Here is a 25,177-nt window from a genome sequence, read left to right on the forward strand (position 1 = left end):
TGAGGGGTTTCCAGAACGGTGACTTGATCAATAAAAGCGCCCGGCTGAAGCCGGGCGGGAAATCGGGATTATGAACCCATGCGGTAGTTCGGTGACTCTTTGGTGATGGTCACATCATGCACGTGGCTCTCATTGATGCCTGCGCCGCTGATGCGGACAAATTCCGCTTTGGTGCGCAGGTCGTCAATGGTCGGGCAACCGGTCAGGCCCATGCACGAACGCAGGCCACCCATCTGCTGATGTACGATCTCTTTCAGACGGCCTTTATAGGCAACGCGGCCTTCGATGCCTTCCGGCACCAGTTTGTCAGCGGCATTATCGGTCTGGAAGTAACGGTCAGAAGAGCCTTTGGACATCGCGCCCAGTGAACCCATACCGCGATAGGATTTGAATGAACGCCCCTGATAGAGTTCGATCTCGCCCGGTGACTCTTCGGTCCCCGCCAGCATCGAACCGACCATCACACAGGAAGCACCGGCGGCGATCGCTTTCGCAATGTCACCAGAGAAACGGATGCCGCCATCGGCGATAACCGGAATACCGGTGCCTTCCAGCGCGGTCACAGCGTCAGAGACGGCAGTGATCTGCGGAACGCCCACGCCGGTTACGATACGGGTCGTACAGATAGAGCCAGGACCGATACCCACTTTAACAGCGCTGACGCCTGCCGCGACCAGCGCCAGTGCGCCCGCGCCAGTCGCAACGTTGCCGCCGACGATTTCAAGGTCAGGATATTTGGCACGGGTTTCACGGATACGTGACAGCACGCCTTCAGAGTGGCCGTGTGAAGAGTCGATCAGCAGCACGTCAACGCCCGCAGCAACCAGCGCATCGATACGCTCTTCGTTACCGGCACCCGCGCCTACTGCCGCACCGACACGCAGACGACCCTGCGCATCTTTACAGGCGTTAGGTTTACGTTCGGCTTTCTGGAAGTCTTTAACGGTGATCATGCCCAGCAGATGGAAGCTGTCATCCACCACCAGCGCTTTCTCAACACGCTTTTCGTGCATTTTTTGCAGCACGACATCACGGGCTTCGCCCTCTTTCACCGTCACCAGGCGATCTTTCGGGGTCATAACCGCAGAGACCGGCTGAGAAAGGTCTGTCACAAAGCGGACGTCACGACCGGTGATGATACCGACCAGTTCGTTGTCGCGGTTGACGACCGGATAGCCCGCAAAGCCGTTGCGCTCGGTCAGGGCTTTAACGTCAGCCAGCGGCGTGGTTGGCAGCACGGTCTGCGGATCGGTAACGACGCCGCTCTCATGTTTCTTCACCTTGCGTACTTCATCCGCCTGGCGTTCAATCGACATGTTTTTGTGGATGAAGCCAAGGCCGCCTTCCTGTGCCAGCGCAATCGCCAGACCCGCTTCGGTCACGGTATCCATGGCAGCGGAGAGCATAGGAATATTCAAACGGATATTTTTGGTCAGCTGAGTGCTGAGATCGGCCGTATTAGGCAGGACGGTGGAGTGAGCAGGAACGAGCAGAACGTCGTCAAAAGTGAGTGCTTCTTTAGCGATTCTTAACATGGCAATACTCCACCTCGGGTGATTGAGATTAGATAAAATATTGCCGCGGCATTATACAGGCCGTAATCGATTGCCTCCAGCATTATTTACGAAAAACTCTTGATCCGCACTGACAGCCCTGTAGTATCGATGAATTAACCTGCTGATTTGGAATTTGATCTTCGTCACATGTCGCTGCCATCTACCGCCAATATTTTTACCGTCAGCCGTCTCAATACGACAGTGCGTCAGCTGCTGGAGAAAGAGATGGGCCTGGTCTGGATCAGCGCCGAGATCTCCAACTTCACGCAACCGGCTTCCGGTCACTGGTACTTCACGCTGAAAGATGATGGCGCTCAGGTTCGCTGTGCCATGTTCCGCAACAGCAACCGTCGCGTCACCTTTCGGCCGCAGCATGGTCAGCAGGTGCTGGTTCGCGCCAACATCACGCTCTATGAACCTCGCGGTGACTATCAGCTGATTGCTGAAAGCATGCATCCGGCGGGTGAAGGCCTGCTGCAACAGCAGTTTGAACTGCTGAAAGCAAAGCTGGCGAGCGAAGGCTTGTTTGAGCCGCAGCATAAGCAACCGCTGCCGGAACCGGCGCGTCAGGTCGGGGTTATTACCTCCTCCACCGGCGCGGCGCTGCATGATGTATTACGCGTCATGCATCGCCGTGACCCCTCCCTGCCTGTGGTCATCTACCCGACTGTGGTACAGGGCGTCGATGCGCCAGCGGCTATCGTCCGGGCGATTGAAATTGCCAACCTGCGTAACGAATGCGATGTGTTAATCGTCGGGCGCGGCGGCGGTTCGCTGGAAGATTTATGGAGCTTTAACGACGAACGCGTGGCGCGCGCCATTTTTGCCAGCCGCATTCCTGTCGTCAGCGCCGTCGGTCACGAAACGGATGTCACCATTGCTGACTTCGTCGCCGATTTACGCGCCCCTACCCCTTCAGCAGCCGCAGAAATCGTCAGCCGGAACCAGCTGGAACTGCTGCGCCAGTTGCAGTCGCAGCAGCAGCGGCTGGAGATGGCGATGGATTACTATCTGGCGCGCCAGCAGCGGCTTTACACGCGTCTTGAACATCGCCTGCAGCAGCAGCATCCACAGCTGCGTCTGGCCCGTCAGCAGACCGCCCTGTTCCGCCTGCAGCAGCGTCTGGGTGAAGCGATGGAAACCCGCCTGCGTCAGGCCACACGTCAGCAGGATCGCCTGGCGCATCGGCTCAACGCTCAACAGCCGCAGCAGCGTCTGTTCCAGGCGCAAAAACAGCTGCAAAGCTGGCACTATCGCCTGCAGCAGAGCATGGCATCACAGCTGAGCAATAATAAACAGCAGTTTGGTCAGCTGGTCGCACAGCTCGAAGGTGTCAGCCCGCTGGCGACGCTGGCACGTGGTTTTAGCGTGACCACCGACACCGCCGGTCAGGTGGTGAAGAAAACCGCACAGCTACAGAGCGGCGACCTGCTGCGCACCCGTCTGGATGATGGCTGGGTTGAAAGCCAGGTGACACAGCTGTTGCCTGAAAAGAAGCTCCGCCGTAAAACCGCTTCCTGACGCTCTCCGCCAGCTCACACTTCTCCGCTTACCGCTGGTCTCATTCATGAGGCCTGTACAGCCTGACCGATTGTGTTTATGACTGACTTTTGCTACCACAAATTCTCATAGAATCCGTCAGAATGGTTGTCTGAAAAATAAGCGCCATCTCCAGTCCGCCCCTGACACTGACTTTGCGCGCCACCTCACATTTTTCCATTTACCGCTGGCCTCGCTAATGAGGTCTAACCAGCCAGACGGGTCTATACTTTTGACTCATTCCTTTTTGCCAAGGAGTCTCACATGGCTTACTGCGTTATTCCTCCCTATATCCTTCGCAAGATCATCGCTCACAGTTCCGGCCACCAGCAGGAGCAGGCGCGCCGCACTCTGACGCACGTTCAGCACCTGATGGCGGAACACTGGCAAAAACCGACCGGCGTGAAAACGGCGGCGGGCGGTCATGTTGATCGTGAAATTTATGATGCGCAAAACCAGGAAACCCTGCCGGGTAAGCTGATTCGTCAGGAAGGCCAGCCGGGTAATGATGATGTCGCGGCTGAAGAAGCCTGGGACTACCTTGGCGTCACCTATGACTTCTTCTGGCAGGCGTATCAGCGTAACTCGCTGGATGGTCAGGGCCTGAAGTTGCTGGGTACCGTGCACTACGGTGAGAAATACCAGAACGCCTTCTGGAACGGTCAGCAGATGGTATTTGGCGATGGTGACGGCGAAATCTTTAATCGCTTCACCATTGCGATTGACGTTGTGGCCCACGAACTGGCGCATGGCGTCACGGAAAACGAAGCAGGATTAATCTATTTTGAGCAGGCTGGCGCACTGAATGAGTCGCTGTCGGATGTCTTTGGCTCGCTGGTAAAACAGTTCAGCAAAAAGCAGCGTGCGGATGAAGCAGACTGGATTATTGGTGAAGGGCTGCTGGCGAAGGGGATTAACGGGCGTGGCCTGCGGTCGATGTCCGAACCCGGCACCGCCTACGATGACCCGCTGCTGGGCAAAGACCCGCAACCGGCCCACATGGATCACTATGTGAAAACCCGCGAAGACAATGGCGGCGTGCATATCAACTCCGGCATTCCTAACCGGGCTTTTTATCTGGCGGCCAAAGCGCTGGGTGGTCATGCGTGGGAACAGGCGGGATATGCCTGGTATGACACGGTGTGTGACGACGAACTGCCACAGGATGCAGATTTTAAAACCTTTGCTCGCTTCACCATTAAGCATGGCGAAAAGCGGTTTAACCCGTCAGTGAGCAGTGCCATTGAACAGGCGTGGAAGGAGGTTGGCGTGCTATGAGTGACCTGCCCGAACTCACCGATGATGCGACCATCGTCGTCGCACGTGAAGGCGGCATGGCCTTTATTCCGGGGCTGCGTGCCGAACGTCGTTTTATGCTGGGCGAACTGCCACCCCCTGAAAAACAGCGCGTCTGCCACGCGCTTGAGCAGGCGATGCCGCTGGGCGAACCCGAGGAGAAAGCCGCACAGGTGGGCAGTGGCGACCAGCGTTATTTTCGCATCCAGATTCAGTATGCCACCCGCCGTGAGGCGGGCACCATTGTGCTGCTGATCCCGGAACAGGTAGCCCCGCCTGAGCTAAAGGCGCTGTGGCACGACGGAAAATAAGCAAATAAAAAGGGCCGACAATGTCGGCCCGGAGACAGCGGATAATCCGATGTGAATCTTGCAGCAACGAATAAGCTTAAAGCGAAGGTAACACGGTCAGAGGAGGAAAGCGTCCCGCGCCTGGGACAAAAACGCCGGGAGCGTTTTTGAACAACGCAACGCGTTGGCCCGGCAACGGGCGCACCTCAGGGATGAGGTGCGTAATCGCGCGGGCCGAGCAGTCATGGATGACGATTTTGCGACTTTCCGATCTGACCGTGTTTCCTGAGCATGCTCGCTCTTGCAGCGAACCGGCCAGGTCTTTTTCAAAAAAAGGGCCGACAATGTCGGCCCTTTTCCTTATGCGTTGTTACTTGCTGTCTGGCAGCGCGTAAGCAATCACGTAATCACCGCGGTCCGGTGACTGACGTGCGCCACCTGCTGAGATCAGGATGTACTGCTTACCATCTTTTGGTGAAACGTAGCTCATCGGGCCACCCTGACTGCCGACCGGCAGGCGTGCTTTCCACACCTCTTTACCGGTTGAAGAGTCAAAGGCGCGCAGATAGTAATCCTGCGTACCGGCGATGAACACCAGGCCACCCTGTGTTGCCAGCGTACCGCCCAGCGTTGGCATGCCAACCGGCATTTTCACACGCATTTTGATGCCAAACGGACCGGTATCCTGCACAGTGCCGACCGGCACCTGCCAGACGATTTTCTGGGTTTTCAGATCAATCGCCGACAGCGTACCAAATGGCGGCTTCTGACAAGGAATGCCCAGCGGCGACATAAAGCGGTTTTTGTTCACAGCATATGGCGTGCCTTTCAGCGGAACGGCACCCATACCGGTGTTGATCGCTTCGCCGCCGTTGCTGCCACGGGCAATGTTGCTGGTATCCGCCGGGATCATCTGAACCCACAGGCCCAGACGCATGTCATTGACGAACAGCAGATGGTTGTTCGGATCGATCGACATGCTGCCCCAGTTCATCCCGCCCAGCGAACCCGGGAAGCTCAGCGACTTGTCGGTGTCCGGCACGGTGAACAGGCCGTCGTAGCGCATCGATTTGAAGGCAACACGGCAGGCCAGCTGATCGAACGGCGTTGCACCCCACATGTCAGACTCTTTCAGCGTCTGGTTGCCAATCTGCGGCATACCGGTCGAGTGTGGCTGTGTTTTCGTGTACTGCTCGTTCGGGATATGACCCTGCGGCATCGGCAGTTCTTCGACTTTGGTCAGCGGCTTGCCGGTCATACGGTCAAGCACGAAGATCATGCCGGTTTTACCACCAATCACCACCGCTGGCGTGGTGCTGCCATCTTTCTGCGGGAAGTCGATCAGGCTTGGCTGCATCGGCAGGTCGAAGTCCCACAGATCGTTATGTACGGTCTGATAGACCCACTTCTCTTTACCGGTAGTCGCATCCAGTGCCAGCACTGAAGCACCGTATTTGTGATCCAGTTCGGTACGGTTCGCACCCCAGAGGTCAACCGAGGAACTGCCCATCGGGATGAACACCGTGTTCATTGCCGGGTCGTACGACATCGGCGCCCAGGAGTTTGGCGTACTGCGGGTATAATCTTTACCCGGCATCAGAATCGCATTCGGGTCCACATTGCCTGGGTCAAACGCCCAGCGCATTTTACCGGTGATAACGTCAAAGCCACGCAGCACACCACCTGGCATATCGGTCTGCACGTTATCTGCGACACGACCCCCCACCACGACGGTAGTGCCCGCCAGCGTTGGCGCTGACGTCAGCTGATACTGTGGATCCGGTGCCTGGCCCAGTCCCGCTTTAAGATCAACGATGCCGTGATCGCCGAAGTTTTCACAGAACTCACCGTTATCGGCGTTGATCGCAATCAGACGCGCGTCGATGGTGTTCATCAGAATGCGACGCTGGCAGCTGTCACCGGCTGGCAGCACAGCGGCAGGTACAGGTGAAGAGCCCGGCTTATCCGGCTGTTGCAGCGGTTTGGTTGCGTCAAAATAAGCCAGACCACGGCAGCGTGGCCAGACTTCTGCTTTGGCATTGATTTCACGTTTCCAGATCTGCTTACCGCTGTTGGCTTCAACCGCGATGACGTTGTTGTGCGGCGTACAGAGGTAAAGGGTATTGCCAATCTGCAACGGTGTCTGCTGATCTTCCGCACCGTTACCGGTCGGGCTGACAGGCGTATCACCGGTGTGGAAGGTCCAGGCGACCTGCAGATCTTTCACGTTGTCGCGGGTGATTTGGTCCAGCGCCACAAAGCGGCTGCCCTGCGGAGTGTTACCGTAGTTATCCCAGTCTTTCTGCTGTTTCGCTTTATCAACCGGGATCAGTGGCAGCTCTTCGCCGGTCGCTGCAACGGTAGGATGTGGCTGGAACATCTGCACCAGCGTTACCACCATGCCTGCCGCCAGCAGCGCAGAGAAGGCGTATGAAGGTTTTGCCAGTGAGTGCTTACCTTCGTGCTTACGCAGTGAAGGCCAGATCAGGAAGGCCAGCAGCATCAGTCCGGCTGGCACCATCAGGCGCGAAACCAGTGGCCAGAACTCCAGACCCGCATCGAAAAGTGACCAGATCAGGGTGCCGACAAAGACCAGCAGGAACAGAACCACTGCCGATGATTTGCGACGGAAGAATTGAATTGCGCAGAGTACAGTGACGATACCCGCAATTAAAAAGTACCAGCTGCCGCCAAGGGCTACCAGTTTACCGCCGCCAATGGCAAAAAACAGACCGGTGGCAAGCAGCACCAGTCCGAGCAGCATGGATGCGATTCCCAGCCCCTTTCCGGAGCGGGAGGATGTTTCAGCCATAACACTTACTCTCCTGAATAAACAGAGCATCCGGACAGATGCCGTCCGGACTCTGGCGCGTTATGCACATCCGCGCAGAGCATTGCACTGTTTCAAATCGAATATAAACAGACCCGCGTCCGTGAGAATCTGTGGGCCGGAAGAGCACGGATGTGGCTGACCCCTCCCACGACGCGGCAGGATTGTACCACCTGGTACATTACAGAGTGAACATATACAACGCGTTTGTTACGGCGTAATAGCATTTTTGCTACAAAAAAGGGCCAGGGTCACGCTGCGTTATCTGACATTTTAAGCGTAGCTGAAAGCGAGGTCAGTGACCGGGTGGCTGGAAAAGTACGCGCTTGCGGGAGATCAGACCATGTCCGTTGCGGCAAAAATAGTCCACTGCGCCGCAGGATTTCAGCACCTCAAGTGGCTGATGACACTCAGGACAGCAGGGATGCGCCGGGTAATGCGCTCCGCAGGCTGTGCAGATAAATTCACCGTCGCTGAGCGACAGCAGTTGCTGACATTTTTCACAAAGTACACGCATTATGTTCACCCTCCTGCGTTATTCAGCACAAAAAAAAGAGGGCCAGATGGCCCTCATTTTATTAACGCTTATTCTTTTTCATATGCGCCATCAGACGCTTACGTTTACGCTGCTGCGTTGGCGTCAGCAGGTTACGTTTGCCTTCATAAGGGTTATCACCCTCTTTGAACTGAATGCGAATTGGCGTTCCCATCACGTTAAGTGATTTACGGAAATAGTTCATCAGGTAGCGTTTATAAGAATCTGGCAGATCCTTAACCTGGTTACCGTGGATCACCACGATAGGCGGGTTATAGCCACCAGCATGCGCATATTTAAGCTTAACGCGACGACCGCGTACCAGCGGCGGCTGGTGATCGTCTGCCGCCATGTTCATGATGCGGGTCAGCAGCGAGGTGTTAACGCGTCGGGTCGAACAGTCATAGGCTTCTGTGATCGACTCAAACAGATTACCCACGCCGCTGCCGTGCAGCGCAGAGATAAAGTGGATGCGGGCGAAATCGATAAAGCCCAGACGGAAATCCAGCGTCTCTTTCACTTCATCACGCACTTCCTGCGACAGGCCATCCCATTTGTTGACCACAATCACCAGCGAGCGACCACTGTTAAGAATGAAGCCCAGCAGCGAGAGATCCTGATCGGAAATACCGGCATGGGCATCAATCACCAGCATCACGACGTTGGCATCTTCAATCGCCTGCAGCGTCTTGATTACCGAGAATTTCTCTACGGTATCCGAGATTTTGGCACGCTTACGCACGCCTGCGGTGTCGATCAGAACGTATTCACGTCCATCACGCTCCATCGGAATATAGATACTGTCGCGCGTGGTACCCGGCATGTCGTAGACCACCACACGATCTTCGCCCAGGATGCGGTTAGTAAGCGTTGACTTACCTACGTTAGGACGGCCAACGATCGCCAGTTTGATTGGCAAGCCAGTCGGGTCGAAGTTTTCCTCTTCCTCTGCGGCTTCCTGCTCAGCAATCTCGTCAGCTTCAAGCGCAGCCCAGTAAGCCTGGTTCTCTTCTTCTTCAGTGAGCTCGACCGTCTCAGCTTCTTCCATCCACGGCAGCAGTGCCTCTTCTATCAGGCTGCTCACACCACGACCATGCGAGGCTGCAATGGCATGAATCTCGCCCAGGCCCAGTGAATAGAAGTCGACAATCGCCTGATCCGGATCGAGACCGTCAGTTTTGTTCGCCACCAGGAAAGTCGCTTTCTGACGGGAACGGAGATGCTTAGCGATCTGCTGATCGGCGGCCATCATGCCCGCACGTGCATCGACCATAAACAGAACAACATCGGCTTCTTCAATCGCCAGCAGTGACTGCTCGGCCATACGCGTTTCAACACCCTCTTCGGTGCCGTCGATACCACCGGTATCAATAACAATAAATTCGCGCCCTTCCACTTCGGCGCGACCATATTTGCGATCGCGAGTCAGTCCAGGAAAATCCGCTACCAGCGCATCACGTGTGCGGGTTAAGCGGTTAAATAGCGTAGATTTTCCCACATTGGGACGCCCAACCAGCGCGACCACAGGTACCATAACAAAATGCCTCAATAAATAATGAATCGCCCGAATGGCGTGATTATAACGGCTCTGGCCGCTAAGTTCAGGCTTAAGGCGCAAAGAATACCATGCCTGACTAAAAACGAAACGGCCCCTGATTAAATCAGGAGCCGTCGGAACGGAGGATTTCACCTGCCAGACGTTTACCCGTTAACGGGTAATCGCATAAACCTCGCCGTCTTTCGACTGGATCAGCAGCTTATCGCTGGCAACCACCGGCTCAGTCTGGAAGCCTGAGCTATCCAGTTTCTGCTGTGCGACAAAACGACCATCAGTGGTGTTCAGCCAGTGCAGGTAACCTTCACTGTCGCCGACCACGAGGTAGCCGTTGTAGAGCACCGGAGAAGTCAGGTTGCGATGCAGCAGATCGCTCTGACGCCAGATGGCAACACCACCGTCAGCGTTCAGCGCAATCACGCGGTCATCCTGATCGACCAGATAGATACGACCGGCATCGACAATCAGATCTTTCACACCGCCAATTTCGCGTTTCCACAAAATCTGGCCGGAACGCAGATCCAGCGCCGACAGGTTACCGTTGTAAGCGAGTGCATACACTACGCCGTTGACGATAACCGGCGTGGTATCGACGTCATTAAGACGGTCTATCTCAGTGGCACCGCTGACCTGAGAAATACGCTGCTGCCAGATTAGCTGTCCCTGGTTCATCACCACGGCACTGACACGACCGTTGTCGCCACCGACAATGGCGCCGCCAAATGCGACAGCAGGTGCGGATTCACCGCGCAGAGACAACGCTGGCATATCCAGGTTGACGCTCCACTTCACCGCACCGCTGCTCTGATCCAGTCCCTGCAGCATGCCGTTACTGGTATGCACCAGTACCAGACCATCGCTGACAACAGGACGAGACAGCGCTTCACCTGCGACGCTGGTCTGCCAGGCCAGGCTGCCATCGCTGCTGTTCAGGGCATAAACTTTGCCGCGCTCGCTGCCGACATAAACCCGATCGCCATCAGCGGTCAGGCCGCCTGATAACAGCGCTGAGCGGTTTTTCGAGAAGAAGCCGGTTTTCTCAGAGAGATCGACTTTCCATTTTTCTTTACCGTCTGCGGCATCCAGCGCTTTGACAATACCAAAACGATCGGCTGCAAAAACAGTGTTGTCCTGCCAGGCCGGATGCAGATTTGAGTAGAAATCACCAACGCCATCGCCTACCGAGGTGTTCCACACTTTCTGTGGCGTGAACTGATTTTCTACCTTCGGCAACGGGGCCATTTTTACTACATCTTCTTCGCCGCTAAACAGCGAACAACCGCTGAGCAAAGTGACTGAAATCAGTCCTGGCAGCAGGTATTTACGTAATTCCATGTGCGCTCTCTTGACTGGCTTAGCTTAAGTTATTCATCTTCATCTGCATCATTTGCTTCAATGCCGGAGAGGCGTCAGATTCGACTCCTTTACTCCAGGCATCGCGCGCGCCCTGCTTGTCACCTTTGGTCAGCAGCGCTTCGCCACGAATATCGGCCACAATGGCTGTCCAGCCATCACCCTTCACACCGTCAAGGGTTTTAAGCGCCGCATCCGCTTGATTCTGTTGCAGTTGAATGCGTGCCAGGCGCAGGTTAATCACCGCCTGCAGATTGGCATCTTTGGTGTCTTTCAGTCCGTTTTGCAGCAGCGTTGCGGCCTTATCAAGCTGACCAGCGTCAACATACTGCTTCGCCAGATCCATCGCAGCCAGCGCACTGTAGGTATTGCTGTTTTCACTGGCAAAACGGCTGACCGCTTCCAGCGTTTCCGGTTTACCCGCCTGCATGGCGCTGGTGAGCTGCTGATACTGCGCGGACACGGATTTCGCCGTATCATCCTGATGACTGCTCCAGTAACGCCAGCCACCCAGCGCAGCAATGCCGATGACTACGCCAATGGCTAACGCTTTGCCATTACTGGCAAAAAAGTTGCGCAGCGCGTCGGTCTGCTCGTTCTCATTGCTATACACTTCCACGCAATCCCTCTCCTTTCTATGGTTGGTGCTGTGTCACGCTGACTGTAACAGCGTGCGCAATACAGCAGCAGCCTCTGCCTGATCCAGCGTTTGCTGCTCGCCACGGCGCAGATCTTTAATCACGACCTGACCGGCTTTAACTTCGTCTTCGCCTAACACCAGGGCAACGCGTGCGCCCCACTTGTCAGCACGGGCAAATTGCTTCTTGAAGTTGCCGCCGCCAAAGTTAGTCATCAGCCTCAGTTCCGGCGCTTCATCACGCAATTTCTCAGCCAGCTGCATCGCAGCAGACTGCACGCCCTGACCTGAAGCGATAACATAGACATCCACATTGCTCGTCGGTTCAAATTCAGGATTAACCGCCTGAACCAGCAGCACCAGACGCTCCATGCCCATGGCGAAACCCACGGCAGGCGTTGCACGACCACCGAGCTGCTCAACCAGGCCATCATAGCGACCGCCGCCACACACCGTGCCCTGTGAACCCAGGCTATCGGTCACCCACTCAATCACGGTGCGGTTGTAGTAATCCAGGCCGCGTACCAGACGCTGATTGACGGTGTAGCTGATGCCTGCGTCATCCAGCAGGGTACACAGGCCGCTGAAATGCTCGCGGGATTCGTCATCCAGATAGTCGCCAAGCTGTGGCGCATCATTCAGCAGTTGCTGAACATCGGGATTTTTGCTGTCGAGAACGCGCATCGGGTTGCTGTACATGCGGCGTTTGCAATCCTCGTCCAGCACGTCTTTGTGCTGCTCAAGGAAGGCAACCAGCGCGTCGCGGTAGTGAGCACGAGCTTCCAGCGAACCGATAGAGTTGAGTTCGAGGCGAACGTGCTCAGAGATACCCAGGGCTTTCCACCAGCGGGCATTCAGCATGATCAGTTCAGCATCGATGTCCGGTCCCTGCAGACCAAACACTTCCACACCAATCTGATAGAACTGACGATAGCGGCCTTTTTGCGGACGCTCATAGCGGAACATCGGTCCCATGTACCACAGGCGCTGTTCCTGGTTGTAGAGTAAACCGTGTTCGATACCGGCGCGCACGCAGCCAGCCGTGCCTTCCGGACGCAGCGTCAGGCTTTCACCGTTGCGGTCATCGAAGGTATACATCTCTTTTTCAACCACATCGGTGACTTCGCCGATAGCGCGTTTAAACAGTGGGGTTTGCTCTACCAGCGGTAAGCGAATTTCGCTGTAACCGTAGCTCGCCAGCGTCTGCTTGAGAACGCCTTCAATCCGTTGCCAGAGGGCAGTATCCGCAGGCAGGTAGTCGTTCATCCCGCGAATTGCCTGAATATTCTTCGCCACGTTAAAATCTCTTAATGCAAAAAACCTGTCCGGCATCATACCTTATGAGGATGAAACCGCACAGGTTCAGTCAAAAAAGTCACGTACGCAGGCCGCGCACGCCATTATTTTTCCAGATGCTGCACATCAATACGGCGGCTGGCATCCAGCATTGATGCTTTGGCACGAATGCGCGCTTCCAGCTGATCGATCATGTCATTGTTGTCGAGACGATCGCGCTGACGCACACCATCTTCGTAGAAACCACTCTTCTTGCTGCCGCCGGTTACGCCCAGCGTAGAGAGGGTCGCTTCGCCGGGTCCGTTGACTACACAGCCGATAATCGACACATCCATCGGCGTGATCAGATCTTCCAGACGCTGCTCCAGCGCGTTGACCGTACCAATGACGTCAAACTCCTGGCGTGAGCAGGTCGGGCAGGCGATGAAGTTGATACCGCGAGAGCGAATACGCAGTGACTTCAGGATATCGAAACCGACTTTCACTTCTTCAACCGGATCGGCCGCCAGCGAGATGCGCAGCGTATCGCCGATCCCTTCTGACAGCAGCAGCCCCAGGCCAATCGCCGATTTCACCGCGCCCGCACGGGCACCACCCGCTTCGGTAATGCCGAGATGCAGAGGCTGTTCGATCTGTTTCGCCAGCAGACGATAAGATTCAACCGCGAGGAAGACGTCAGACGCTTTTACGCTGACTTTGAATTGATCAAAGTTAAGACGGTCGAGATGATCGACATGGCGCATAGCGGATTCCAGCAGCGCCTGTGGCGTCGGCTCGCCATACTTTTCCTGCAGATCTTTTTCCAGCGAACCGGCGTTCACGCCAATTCGAATCGGAATATTGTTGTCGCGTGCGCAGTCGACCACCATACGGATGCGCTCATTGTTCCCGATATTACCGGGATTGATGCGCAGGCAGTCGACGCCATATTCGGCGACTTTCAGGGCGATGCGGTAGTCAAAATGAATATCTGCAACCAGCGGGACGTTAACCTGCTGTTTGATCAGTCTGAATGCTTCTGCGGCATCCATGGTAGGCACCGAGATACGCACGATGTCGACACCGACGCGCTCAAGGGCTTTAATCTGATTTACCGTCGCTTCCACATCAGTGGTGCGGGTGTTGGTCATCGACTGTACGGCGATTGGCGCGCCGTCACCGACCGGCACCTTGCCGACGTAAATGCGTTTGGATTTACGGCGGATAATGGGTGCTTCGTTATGCATATTTCTTCTCCACAATTGCCCGGTACGCGATACGCTGTTATTGCGCACCCAACGTCAGGCGAGCAACCTGGTTATTACGGATAAAACGGCTTAAATCAACGGGCTGATTCTGATATTGCACCTGAACCGCGGAAGGCGCGCCAATTTTCAGACGATACGGAGGCGTTCCTGCGAGGCTGAGTTTACCACCACTGCGCTGAATACCGCTGAACAGTTTTTTGCCGGTCGCATCGCTCACTTCCAGCCAGCAGTCGGCGTTAAAGGTCATGACCACTGCGTTAGGGTCAGCCGCCGGCTCACTGACGGCGGCGGCGCCCACTGGCATCTGAGGTGCTGTGCTGTTGCTGGCAGCTGCAGGGGCAGCCGCTGAATTGTCCACAGGTGCCTGACTCGGCGACACCACCGCATTGCTGTTGGTGTCTTGCTGTGCGGCAGTCGCGCTATTGCTGGCGCTGGCGGCCGGAGCCGCGCTCGCTGGCGTGCTGGCCACGTTGTTACTGGTAGTGGTATTACTTTCGTCAGGTGCTGCTGGGGCCGCGCTGTCACCGCTGGATTCACCCAACGGGATCGACTGGCCATTGTCGCCGCTACTGCTGTTCTGATCGGTCATCGGCACCAGGTCATCCTGCGACGCCTTATGGTTCTGCCACCACCAGGCGCCGGTCAGCCCCACCACCACAAACACCACCAGCCAGGTGAAAATCATCAGCCAGCCGTCGCGTTTTTTGCGGCGCTTACCCAGTGAGAAACTTTGCATCGGTTCGATTTTTGCAGCCCGAACCGGTGTCTGTTTCGCCATCATTGGCAGCAGTTCCTCTTCAGGAATGTGCACCAGACGCGCGTAAGAACGAATATAGCCGCGCAGGAACGTAGAGGCTAAATCGGCAGGCGATTTGTCTTCCTCAATGTCACGCACGGTAGAGAGTTTCAGGCACAGGCGCTCAGCGACGTTCTGCTGCGTCAGCCCCATCTGCTCACGGGCCAGACGCAGGCGTTCACCTGTTGAATGTAATGCAGAGTTTTCTTGAGTGGCTTCAGTATTCATTAGCTAAATAACGCTGGTACTGTATCGATTGCGGAAAACGTCGCGCTAACTGGTCGCCATAACGTGAAACGTCAGCGGCATTTCCCTGTAGCGCGGCGAAACGTAAGTGTAACGCCAGACTTCGTGCCGTTTCGGGCAACTGTTGCTGGTAAACGTCGAGCAAAACCTGCACCTTTGCCAGCTGGTTATCTGCCATCAGCTTTTCAGCTTCCGACAGCAGCGAATCCGCTTTGCGTCTGTCGGCCTCAAGGGCCTGGCGTAACGTCCTGCGGGCAGCGGCAACATCGCCCGCCCGCAGATAACAAAACCCTGCCAGCTCACGCGCGTCATTGCGTGCATCAAACTGAGGTGCAGCGCCTGCCCGACTAAACTGTTGATGCGCTTCGTCATACTGCCTTAAAGCGCAGAGAAACGCACCGTAATTGTTAGCAACAAAACCATTATCCGGGGCCTGCTGCTGTGCCAGTATAAACCGTGCCTGCGCCGCTGTCTGATTACCCTGCTGCTGCGCCAGCCGTGCCAGTGCAAGCGAGACCCGGTAGTCCTCGGGCGCGGCGGCCTGTGCACGCAGAAAGTTTCGCTCAGCTGCGGCATAGTCTCCACCGGCCAGATAGTGCATCCCTAACTGCAGACGCACCTCTTCAGCGCCGGGTTCATATGGCTGGCTGACACACCCGCTTACAACAAACAGCGCCAGTAAAACTGCAGGTAATCCGTTACGCATAATCGTTTCCATCCGGTTGACGTTGACAGGCTGCAGCCTGCCACGCGTCATCACTTCAGGAAACGCACTGTGTCACTCTTCTAGAGAGCCTTCACAGATATGGCTTCACCCGCCATTTTTTTACGCAGCGTTCGCTTGGTACGGTCGATCACTTCTCCGGCTAACTGACCACAGGCGGCATCAATATCGTCGCCACGGGTTTTACGCACGATGGTGGTAAAACCATAGTCCATCAGCACCTTGGAGAAACGATCGATGCGGCTGTTTGAGCTACGGCCATACGGCGCGCCCGGGAAGGGGTTCCACGGAATCAGGTTGATTTTACACGGTGTTTCTTTCAGTAGTGCGGCAAGCTCATGCGCATCGTCGGTGCTGTCGTTGACGTGATCCAGCAACACGTATTCAATGGTCACACGTCCCTGATTGGCGTTGGATTTACCAATGTAGCGTTTCACCGCCGCCAGGAAGGTTTCGATATTGTACTTTTTGTTGATCGGCACGATGTCATCGCGCAGCTTATCGTTCGGCGCATGCAGGGAAATGGCCAGCGCGACGTCAATCATATCGCCCAGTTTATCCAGCGCAGGAACGACACCCGAAGTAGAAAGGGTCACGCGACGCTTCGACAGACCAAAACCGAAGTCATCCAGCATGATTTCCATCGCCGGCACCACGTTATTGAGGTTGAGCAGCGGCTCGCCCATGCCCATCATTACCACGTTGGTGATGGGACGCTGGCCGGTGATTTTGGCTGCGCCGACAATTTTCGCCGCACGCCACACCTGACCAATAATTTCTGACACCCGCAGGTTACGGTTAAAGCCCTGCTGTGCGGTCGAACAGAATTTACACTCCAGCGCACACCCCACCTGTGACGAAACACAGAGCGTAGCGCGGTCGCCTTCCGGGATATAGACCGTTTCCACGAGCTGGTCACCGACACGAATGGCCCATTTGATGGTGCCGTCGGTAGAGCGCATCTCTTCCGCCACTTCTGGCGCGCGGATCTCCGTCAGCTCCATCAGCCGGTTACGCAGCTTTTTGTTGATGTCGGTCATCTGCTCGAAGTCATCGCAGCAGTAGTGATAAATCCACTTCATGACCTGATCGGCACGGAACGGCTTTTCACCCAGCGACAGGAAGAATTCGCGCATCTGCTGACGGTTGAGATCCAGCAGGTTGATTTTCTGGCTTTTGGGGGAGACGACAATAGGGGATGCGGACGCGGACGTCACAATCTGTTCGGACATAATATTCTCTGGCCTCGTTGTTACACGTTATGGCGCTGTTCAGGGATAGGTGAAAAAATTGCGCCTTCATTAAGCGATGTCAATGAAGGCGCAATATTGTACAACATCTGCGGCCTGATAACAGGCGGGAGTGACCTCCCCTACGCAGATTTTTGTAAAGCCGCTGTAACGTTTATCGCCAGGCGATTAACGGGTACGTGGGCAGATTTCGTTTTCGCCGAAGAAATAAGCGATTTCGCGGGCAGCGGATTCAGCAGAATCTGAACCGTGGGTCGCGTTTTCGGTGAAGCTGTCAGCGTAGTCAGCACGCAGTGTGCCAGCCAGTGCGTTTGCCGGGTTAGTGGCACCCATCAGGTCTCGGTGACGCTGAACGGCATTTTCACCTTCCAGCACGGAAACAACAACCGGGCCAGAGGTCATGAATTCAACCAGACCATCGAAGAATGGCTTGCCCTGGTGCTCAGCGTAAAAGCCTTCAGCCTGCTCTTTGCTCAGCTGCAGCATTTTTGCGCCAACGATTTTGAAGCCTGCGCTTTCAAAACGGTTGTAGATAGCACCAATCACATTTTTAGCGACGGCGTTTGGCTTGATGATAGAAAAAGTACGTTCGATTGCCATGATGACCTCTGTCTTGACGTTCTGAAGAAACCGGTGGCGTCCGCCCCGGTTAAGAAACGGCGCCGATTATAGGGGCTGAGTCCGGCATTGCCTACCAGAGATCCCTGATTTGTTGAAAATTCTTGATCTGAGTCGAAGCAGAAGCGCAACGGTTGTGATTTAGCGCAGAAAAGCGTCAGTCCCGGCTAAAAGTGACCGAGACAAGCTGACCCTCTTCATCCATCACCACCAGTTGATACTCGCCCGGATGATCGAGATGCAGCGACATCTCTGCGGCATTTTGCGTTATGAGAGGTTCACCATTCAGGAACCACCAGCGCTGCGTACCCTGCCCGCCCTGCACCGCGACCGGGATCGTCAGCGCACTGTTGCCCGGCAGCGGCTTAACAATTTGCCCCTCAATGATGCCGGTAATGATCAGCGGTGCACTGCTGCCCTGCTGTAACGGTGGACAGTGCGTATCAACAGGTGGCAGACGCTGCGCTCGCCGCTCCTGAGGCGGCAGCCAGGCTTCCAGCGGCAGCGGCCAGACCAGCCGTTCGTGACGGGTGGCGCCGGGACAGTCGGCAGCAACGCGCAGTCCCTGCGCATTCTGCCAGTAACTCAGGCGTAATCCGCTGAGGCTCTCCTGGCCGGGTGCCAGCAGCGTTGGCGGCAGCGTATCCGAAGCAACCCAGCTTTGCCGCCGCTGACGACAGTTTTCGTCTCCGGCGGGCAGCGGCTGACCACCAGGCCAGCAGATGGTCGCGACCGTGACCGAGGCCGGACGCGGATCGCCTGGCACGTCACGCCTGCCGAGGCGGCTCATCAGCACGCTGTTAATCTGATTCATGATCGGCACGGCTGAGGCAAAACCAAACTGGCCGGCAACCGGCGTCGCATCAGGTCGTCCGACCCACACGCCAATCAGGTAACGGGGATTAATGCCCACCGACCAGGCGTCGCGATAGCCGTAACTGGTGCCGGTCTTCCAGGCCAGCGGCACTACGTCGGGCACGTTGCCATTACCGGCAGGCTGCGCTTCGCCGGCCAGGATACGCCGGATGATCCACGCCGACGCCTTTGATAGCAGCGGTCGCTGCTGCAACGGTTGATCGGGCATCCAGCGCAGCTGAGCGGCATTGCCGTGGCGGGCAAAAGCGCTGTAGGCCGCGACAATTTCATCCATGCGCGCCCCGGTGCCGCCGAGAATCAATGAAAGATTGGGTTCAGCGCCAGGCGGAAAACGTAAATTCAGACCCACATTGCGCAGACGCGCCGCGACATTTTTCGGCCCCAGCGCCTCCAGCAGCTGAACGGCGGGCAGATTCAGGGAGCGCACCAGCGCGTCGCTGGCGCTGACCGGTCCGTGAAAGCCGGTGTCAAAGTTGCCGGGCCGGTAATCACCAAAGCGACGCGGCACATCCTGCAGCAGCGATTCGGCATGAATCAGTCCCTCGTCCAGCGCCATGCCGTAGATAAAGGGTTTTAACACCGAACCTGGCGAGCGCACGCTGGCGATCATATCCACATGACCAAAACGGCTGTCATCGGTAAAGTCGGCCGAGCCGGCATAACCCCGAACGGCCATGGTGGTGTGATCCACCACCAGCATCGCCAGCGAGGTGCGCGGCGGCAGCTGGTTTTTAACGTTGAGCGCCAGGCTTTCCAGTTCGCGCTGCAGTGAAGGATCGAGCGTGGAAACAATCTTATCGCTGCGGCTGATCGACAGCAGCCGCCGGGCCAGCAGCGGGGCCATCTGCGGCATCTGTCGCGGCGGCAGCCACACCGGCTCCTGACGAATTTCCGCCACCTGTTCCACGGACCAGATGTGGTATTCCGCCAGCCGATCCAGCACTTTATTGCGAGCGGCTTCCGCCCGCTCCGGCCAGCGATCGGGCCGCAGACGGCTGGGTGCCTGCGGCAACACGGCAAGCAACGCCGCTTCACCCGGCGTCAGCTGTGACGGGGCTTTGCCCAGCCAGCTCCAGCTTGCCGCGCCCACCCCTTCCAGCGTACCGCCAAAAGGCGCACGATTAAGATAGAGCGTCAGGATGTCTCGTTTGGAAAGATGCCACTCCAGCTGTAGCGCACGCCACGCCTGAATCAGCTTGCCCCGCAACGTGCGGGGTTGCGGGTCGACAAGGCGTGCCACCTGCATGGTCAGGGTGCTGCCGCCGGAAATCACACTCTGATGACGCAAATCCTGCCAGGCCGCGCGCACCAGCGCCAGGGGATTGATGCCGGGGTGATACCAGAACCAGCGATCTTCGTAGGTGAGCAGCGCCTGCAGATAGGCCGGTGCCACCTCTTCTGGTGTAACCGGATAGCGCCAGATGCCCTTGCTGTCAGCGAAGCGCCACAGCGGCGTACCGTCGCTGGCCACAATGACCCGCGCAGGCTGCACCTGTTTAAGCGGCAGCGGGAACAGCCGATCCAGTCCCCACGTCGCCAGCCATAACGCCAGAAAAAAAAGCGGCAGCGCGAGCCACCACTTTTTAAGGGTGCGAGGTTTTAACACGCGTCGCGTCACTTACTGGATATGCAGCTGCGGCGGCGTAATTCCGATGGCGCGCCACTCCGGCACATACATCGACTCGACCTGCGGCGGCGGCATCAGGAAGCGACCCGGTGTGACCGCCCGCGCCAGATAGACCAGCGTTGCGGGACGATAAGTATCTACCGCCAGTGCCGCGACAAAGCGATCGTCGCGGAACTCAATGTGCTTAATGTCAGCCTGCTGCATATCGCCCATGCTCTCTTTCAGCGCATCCGCACTGTCACCGAGGCTGGCGCTGCTGTCGGCCAGATTCTGGTTTTCCAGCTCCAGACCGGCAGGCAGCAGATCCACCACCAGCGCATCGCTGATGCTGCGCTTTGACGAAACGGTCAGACGCACCACCAGCAACTCCCCGCTACGCAGATTACTGAGATCGGCGGCTTTGCCATCCAGGGTAAAGTATTCACGCTTTATCCCGAGCACATTGCTCTCAGGCTGAGGCGCGGCCAGCGGATAACCGGTGACGTCCAGACGACCATACAGCGGTGCACTGCCCGGATTACGGATGGCTAAGCCCTGTAACAGGCGGTCAGCCGCCAGCCCTTTATTGAGTGGCGCATCGCCCTGCAGCGGTTCAGGATTGCCCGACAATAGCGCCTGCCAGCTTCCGCCCTGCGCACGTTGCAGAGTGTGAGCTGCCAGATAAAGTGCGTTATTTTCCTGAGTCGAGAACCAGCGTTTGCCATTGACCTCTCTGGACAGTGACAGCAGCAGACTGTTTTGCACATCCGGCTGCAGCTTATTTTCCGCCAGCAACGCAATCATCATCCCCTGATCGCGCACCGTGCTGCCATAGTCGCCATACCACTCTTTATCCGAACGCGTCAGCGTGGCACCCTGCATGATCGCCTGCTGTGCACGCTGTCCGTCACCCATCAGCTTCAGCGCGACGCCAAGCTGCATCAGCGCCAGGCCGGAGCGGGACTTCTCACGTTGCTGATACAAGGCGCGCAGCGCACCCAGCGGGGCACGTTGCTGACGCGCCAGCACCAGCCCGGCGTAAGCCTGTACGCTGAACTGTAGCGCGGCATTGTTATCACCGCCGCCGCTGATCTGCGAGGGATCCTGCAGATAGCGCAGCAGCCGGGCATTAGCGCGCTCCACCACATTATCCGGCAACGCATAGCCCGCCTCGCTGGCGCGCAGCAGGAAGTCCGTCACGTAAGGCGTCAGCCAGAACTCCTCTTCACTCTGTTTATCCCACAGCCCGAAGCTGCCGTTGGCGCGCTGCATCCCAGCCAGACGGGCAATGCCGGTGTCGACCGCGGCCCGTCGTGCTTCATCGCTGCTGGTTTTAATGCCCATCGCGGTCAGCTCAGCATGGCTGGTGTAAAGCGAAGGCCAGAGTCCGCTGCTGGTCTGTTCCAGGCAGCCGTAGGGATAGGCGTAAAGCGCACTGATATAGCTGGCGATATTCAGCGGCGGACGATTGCTCAGCGTCAGCTGGCCGCTCAGGGTTTGTGCATCCAGCCCCGTCAGCGCCGCTGCCGCGATCTCCCAGGGCTGATCGGGATTGATTACGGCATCAAAGTTCAGCGTCTGCGCCGGATAAGGCGGTCTGACACCAATTTTCCACTGCTGTCTGCCGGGCTTCACCTGCTCACCCGGCAGATTCAGACCGGAAATCTGTACGGTAACCTCGCCGTCACCAAAGCCGGTTTTCGCCGTGACCGGAATCTGTAACGTGGTGCGTGCACCTTTAGCCAGCGTCACACTCTGGCTGGCAGCACCGGCCAGATCCACCAGGCCACTGCTGGAGAGATCAACCTTAAGGTTTTGCGGCAGATCGGTCAGGTTAGTGAGATCCAGCGCCATTGATGCGGTATCGCCGCTGGCAAGAAAACGTGGGGTAGCCAGCTCGCTGATCAGCGGCGCCGCGACCACCAGTTTGCGCTCTGCGGCACCGAAGCTGTCATTGCTCCAGGCCTGCGTCATCAGCCGGAGTTCACCATTAAAGGCCGGGATCGGCAGCGTAATCGTTCCGTTGCCCGCTTTATCCAGCGTCACCGCCTGTAACTGCTGTGCGACGATATTGACGTGCGTTACCGGCTTTTTACCGCCGCGCGTCATCGATTCATCCTCGCCATCACCACCAAAACGCAGCGCCGCCAGACGGCCGCCGCCTTCGATCAGCTGACCAAAGACGTCGTACTGATCGACGTTGTAGCGTTTACGGCCAAAGAAAGCCTGCCACGGATCGGGCGTTTTAAAATCCGTCACACTGAGTACGCCACTGTCCACGGCTGACAGCAGCACATTCACTTTTTCTGGCAGCGGACCGCCGTCACGACTGGCATGAACGTTAACCGTCAGGAGTTGCTCAGGACGGATTTTATCGGGTGCCGCAAGCGTCAGGTTTAAGCGACGTGCTTCGGTCGCCATCGGCAGGTGCAACAGCCCTACCGCGCGTTTGGGTGTGGCACCACTGACTTTATCGCCATCACGCACCACAATAGCGCTGAAGTAGAGATCGTGACGCCGCCAGCTCTCAGCCACCGGCACATCCACCGTGGTGCCGCCCTTTGGTACGGTCAGCGGCTGCCACCAGAGCGTGCCGCTGCTCGACTCCACCATCAGATAGCCTTTACCGGCAGCCGGTGATTCAACCTGCAGATGCACGGTGTCGCCCGGCTGGTAAGCCGCTTTATCCAGCTTCAGTCTGACCTGATCGGGACGCAATGCGCCTGTGCCGTTGGTGTTGTCCTGCCAGTCATAACCGGCCTGGAACCGCACGCTGCTGACGATCTTCTCGCCCGCCTGCACTTCCAGCCGGTAGTGGCCCCACTCGACCGGGAAGCTGACTTTGGTGCTGCCGTCAGCCGGGATTGAGATGGCGCGTTCATCTTCCTGCAGATCTTTGTCGCCGTACTGCGACTGCCAGCCTTCGCTGTCAGAGAAGCTCCAGTAGTAATCACGGCGCTCACGGATCAGTCGCACGTCCAGCTTGTCTGCCGCCAGTTTCCTGCCCTGACTGTTGGCATAGACAATGTCGAATTCGGCCAGGCTCTCTTCCGGCACGGTAGGCTCATCGTGATAGCTGTCGCTGCGGTAGTCATAAACTGCCTTATTACCAAACAGCGGCCGGATGCCTGGCAGGGCGTCAGCAGGCCAGATAGCCTGGGTGGCCCGACGGATGACCGGACGTCCGCCGGTCTCCAGCAGGCTGGTCTGCAGGATCAGGTTAAGCGGGGAGTGCAGCTGATCCCACTGATTCTCTACCTTAAGCTGCGCTTTACCGCTGGCATCGAGCTTAAGATCTACCTCATCCAGCGTGCGCTTTAATCCCTCTTCGGTGATGTCACCAAACTGGTAGCCCGGCAGTGCAGCCACGGCTTCACGCGCCGGTCGCAGATAGAGTTGCCCCTGTAAGATGTTCCCGGCAGCTGGCGCGCCATAGAGGTAGCGTCCTTCAATACCGAACTCAACGCTGGCATCAGGAGGCTGCGGCTGAGGATCATTTTTCAGGGTTAAAGCCATGCGCTCCGGCAGGAAATCCTCGACGTGAAACTTCCACTCACGCTTAAGGTTATCGCCGGTATTGAGCCGCAGCATCCAGTCGCCGGTCATGGCGGACGCGGGCAGTGCCAGTCGCTGCTGGTAGAGTCCCGCTTCCGGCTGCCAGACAAAGGTTCGCATCACCTGGCCGTCAGGCTGCACCAGCTCCGCTTTAATCGGCTGTGTGGGAAGCGGGCGTCCGTCGGCATCGCGCAGCAGCGCATTAACAATGACGATTTCGCCGGGCCGGTAGATATCGCGCGGCCCAAAGACAAACAGCTGTTTGTCATAGCCCTGCGGCCCGGCTACCGGAAACTCAGCCAGATCCAGCGCCGGACGCGCCAGGTCGATCAGCGAGGTCTGTTCCCCCTGCACGGCCAGCAGGAGCTTGCCTTTTTCATCCGCTTTCAGGCGCAGATGACCGGTGCTGTCACTGGTGTCGCTCTGCAGCACCTGCCCTTTCTCATCCAGCAACCTGACGCTGACGCCGGAGAGCGGCTGGCCATTTGCCAGACTCTGGGCGAAGAGTTCGAACTGAGTCGGGAAGCGGTGCAGTGACAGGCCAATATCGCTCAGAGTGAAGAGTGTGGCGGGCTGGCTGTAGTGATAAGTCCCGGCCTGCTTCATGACGGCCAGATAGACGCCGGGCTGCTGAAGCGCCTTGATGTCACTCATCGGCAGCTGCAGTTTTTCACGGGTGTTTCGCGCCGGATTAAGCTCAAAGCGTCCGGTATAGACCAACTGGCTGCTTTTCAGCAGATCCTGTGACTGCCAGCTTGAAAGGTTATTGCTGTAATTCCACTGCGAGAGAAATTCCGCCAGGCCAGCATTCTTAATGCGGAAGAAATCGACATCGACCTGGTTAACATTCAGCGCCAGTACCGGCAGGCCCTGCGTGATACGCAGCGGCAGCAGTGAACCGCGGCTGGCAAAGCCCACCATCGGCTGGATATCGCTGGACGCGATTTTTTTACTGTAATCGGCGGCGAGCGTCTCACCGCTGGCCGCACGCAGTCCCGCATCCACCGTGACGGTGAAGTGGCGCGACGGTTCGGGATGGCGAAAGCGCAACGTTTTACGGTTAGCGGAAAGCTCCCAGCCGCCATCCACCCGGCCCTGTTTGTCGTCGGTCAGCCTGACTTTCTGCGCGATATCCTGTTTGTCATCCAGCGGCTGACTGAAGGTTAAAACCAGCGCAGCAGCACCGTCGATCTGCAGTTCCGAGAGATCGATAATCGTCAGCGGTTTGCTGACATATTTGGTTGCGGGTGCCTCTGCCGCCTGAAGAGGCAAAGCAGGTAACAGGGTCGCTGACAGCAGCGAGCCACCGATCAGCATGCTGAGCAGCAGCCGGGTAGTGCGTTTCTTCATGGTAGTTCCTTCACCGGGACGC

Annotated in this window: 17 protein-coding genes; 3 read left to right on the plus strand and 14 right to left on the minus strand. The window is 57.1% G+C overall.

Annotated elements, in window-relative coordinates:
• Positions 1–68: 68 nt before the first annotated feature.
• Positions 69–1,535 (minus strand): IMP dehydrogenase, encoded by a 1,467-nt coding sequence (gene guaB / locus BY447_RS05835; protein WP_061063105.1) that lies wholly within the window; start codon positions 1,533–1,535, stop codon positions 69–71.
• Between the two features lie 168 nt (positions 1,536–1,703).
• On the opposite strand from guaB, the gene xseA reads away from it, so the two are divergent.
• The 3 genes from xseA (at position 1,704) to BY447_RS05850 (ending at position 4,702) form a co-directional block, all read left to right on the plus strand.
• On the plus strand, positions 1,704–3,077 hold the full coding sequence (xseA, locus tag BY447_RS05840; RefSeq protein WP_110330737.1) for an exodeoxyribonuclease VII large subunit: 1,374 nt from the start codon (positions 1,704–1,706) through the stop codon (positions 3,075–3,077).
• Positions 3,078–3,359: 282 nt separating this feature from the next.
• Positions 3,360–4,373, plus strand: coding sequence for a M4 family metallopeptidase (locus BY447_RS05845; RefSeq protein WP_033733519.1), 1,014 nt, complete (start codon positions 3,360–3,362; stop codon positions 4,371–4,373).
• Positions 4,370–4,702: a protealysin inhibitor emfourin gene (locus BY447_RS05850; RefSeq protein ID WP_110330738.1), complete on the plus strand. Its 333-nt coding sequence runs from the start codon at positions 4,370–4,372 to the stop codon at positions 4,700–4,702. The genes BY447_RS05845 and BY447_RS05850 overlap by 4 nt, the downstream gene beginning before the upstream one ends.
• Before the next feature lie 349 nt (positions 4,703–5,051).
• On the opposite strand, the gene BY447_RS05855 is transcribed toward BY447_RS05850, so the two are convergent.
• The 13 genes from BY447_RS05855 to BY447_RS05915 all read right to left on the minus strand — a co-directional run bounded on the left by BY447_RS05855 (position 5,052) and on the right by BY447_RS05915 (position 25,155).
• Complete coding sequence (locus tag BY447_RS05855) at positions 5,052–7,493, minus strand: glucose/quinate/shikimate family membrane-bound PQQ-dependent dehydrogenase (protein ID WP_110330739.1); 2,442 nt, start codon at positions 7,491–7,493, stop codon at positions 5,052–5,054.
• Positions 7,494–7,806: 313 nt separating this feature from the next.
• Positions 7,807–8,028, minus strand: a complete 222-nt coding sequence (locus tag BY447_RS05860; protein ID WP_110330740.1) for a zinc ribbon domain-containing protein — start codon at positions 8,026–8,028, stop codon at positions 7,807–7,809.
• Between the two features lie 61 nt (positions 8,029–8,089).
• On the minus strand, positions 8,090–9,580 hold the full coding sequence (der, locus tag BY447_RS05865) for a ribosome biogenesis GTPase Der (RefSeq protein ID WP_110330741.1): 1,491 nt from the start codon (positions 9,578–9,580) through the stop codon (positions 8,090–8,092).
• 174 nt (positions 9,581–9,754) lie between these two features.
• The gene (gene bamB / locus BY447_RS05870) at positions 9,755–10,936 is read right to left on the minus strand and encodes an outer membrane protein assembly factor BamB (RefSeq protein WP_013358724.1); all 1,182 of its coding nucleotides are present in this window, start codon (positions 10,934–10,936) and stop codon (positions 9,755–9,757) included.
• A gap of 19 nt (positions 10,937–10,955) precedes the next feature.
• Entirely contained in the window at positions 10,956–11,573 is a 618-nt protein-coding gene (locus BY447_RS05875) for a YfgM family protein (protein WP_110330742.1), read from the minus strand.
• 33 nt (positions 11,574–11,606) lie between these two features.
• Positions 11,607–12,887, minus strand: coding sequence for a histidine--tRNA ligase (gene hisS, locus BY447_RS05880; protein WP_110331915.1), 1,281 nt, complete (start codon positions 12,885–12,887; stop codon positions 11,607–11,609).
• 104 nt (positions 12,888–12,991) lie between these two features.
• Complete coding sequence (gene ispG, locus BY447_RS05885) at positions 12,992–14,113, minus strand: flavodoxin-dependent (E)-4-hydroxy-3-methylbut-2-enyl-diphosphate synthase (RefSeq protein WP_003848692.1); 1,122 nt, start codon at positions 14,111–14,113, stop codon at positions 12,992–12,994.
• 37 nt (positions 14,114–14,150) lie between these two features.
• Positions 14,151–15,158, minus strand: a complete 1,008-nt coding sequence (gene rodZ / locus BY447_RS05890) for a cytoskeleton protein RodZ (protein WP_110330743.1) — start codon at positions 15,156–15,158, stop codon at positions 14,151–14,153.
• A complete protein-coding gene (gene pilW, locus BY447_RS05895) occupies positions 15,148–15,882 on the minus strand; it encodes a type IV pilus biogenesis/stability protein PilW (protein ID WP_110331916.1) in 735 nt (244 codons plus the stop codon). Before pilW ends, rodZ begins: the two co-directional genes overlap by 11 nt.
• An 80-nt stretch (positions 15,883–15,962) precedes the next feature.
• Positions 15,963–17,132, minus strand: a complete 1,170-nt coding sequence (locus BY447_RS05900) for a bifunctional tRNA (adenosine(37)-C2)-methyltransferase TrmG/ribosomal RNA large subunit methyltransferase RlmN (protein ID WP_013358729.1) — start codon at positions 17,130–17,132, stop codon at positions 15,963–15,965.
• 186 nt (positions 17,133–17,318) lie between these two features.
• Positions 17,319–17,750, minus strand: coding sequence for a nucleoside-diphosphate kinase (gene ndk, locus BY447_RS05905; protein ID WP_003848684.1), 432 nt, complete (start codon positions 17,748–17,750; stop codon positions 17,319–17,321).
• Between the two features lie 175 nt (positions 17,751–17,925).
• On the minus strand, positions 17,926–20,250 hold the full coding sequence (gene pbpC / locus BY447_RS05910; RefSeq protein WP_110331917.1) for a peptidoglycan glycosyltransferase PbpC: 2,325 nt from the start codon (positions 20,248–20,250) through the stop codon (positions 17,926–17,928).
• Positions 20,251–20,262: 12 nt separating this feature from the next.
• Positions 20,263–25,155, minus strand: a complete 4,893-nt coding sequence (locus tag BY447_RS05915) for an alpha-2-macroglobulin family protein (RefSeq protein ID WP_110330744.1) — start codon at positions 25,153–25,155, stop codon at positions 20,263–20,265.
• Positions 25,156–25,177: the final 22 nt, after the last annotated feature.

This window comes from Pantoea sp. JKS000250, assembly GCF_003201065.1.
Classification (GTDB): Bacteria; Pseudomonadota; Gammaproteobacteria; order Enterobacterales; family Enterobacteriaceae; genus Pantoea; species Pantoea vagans.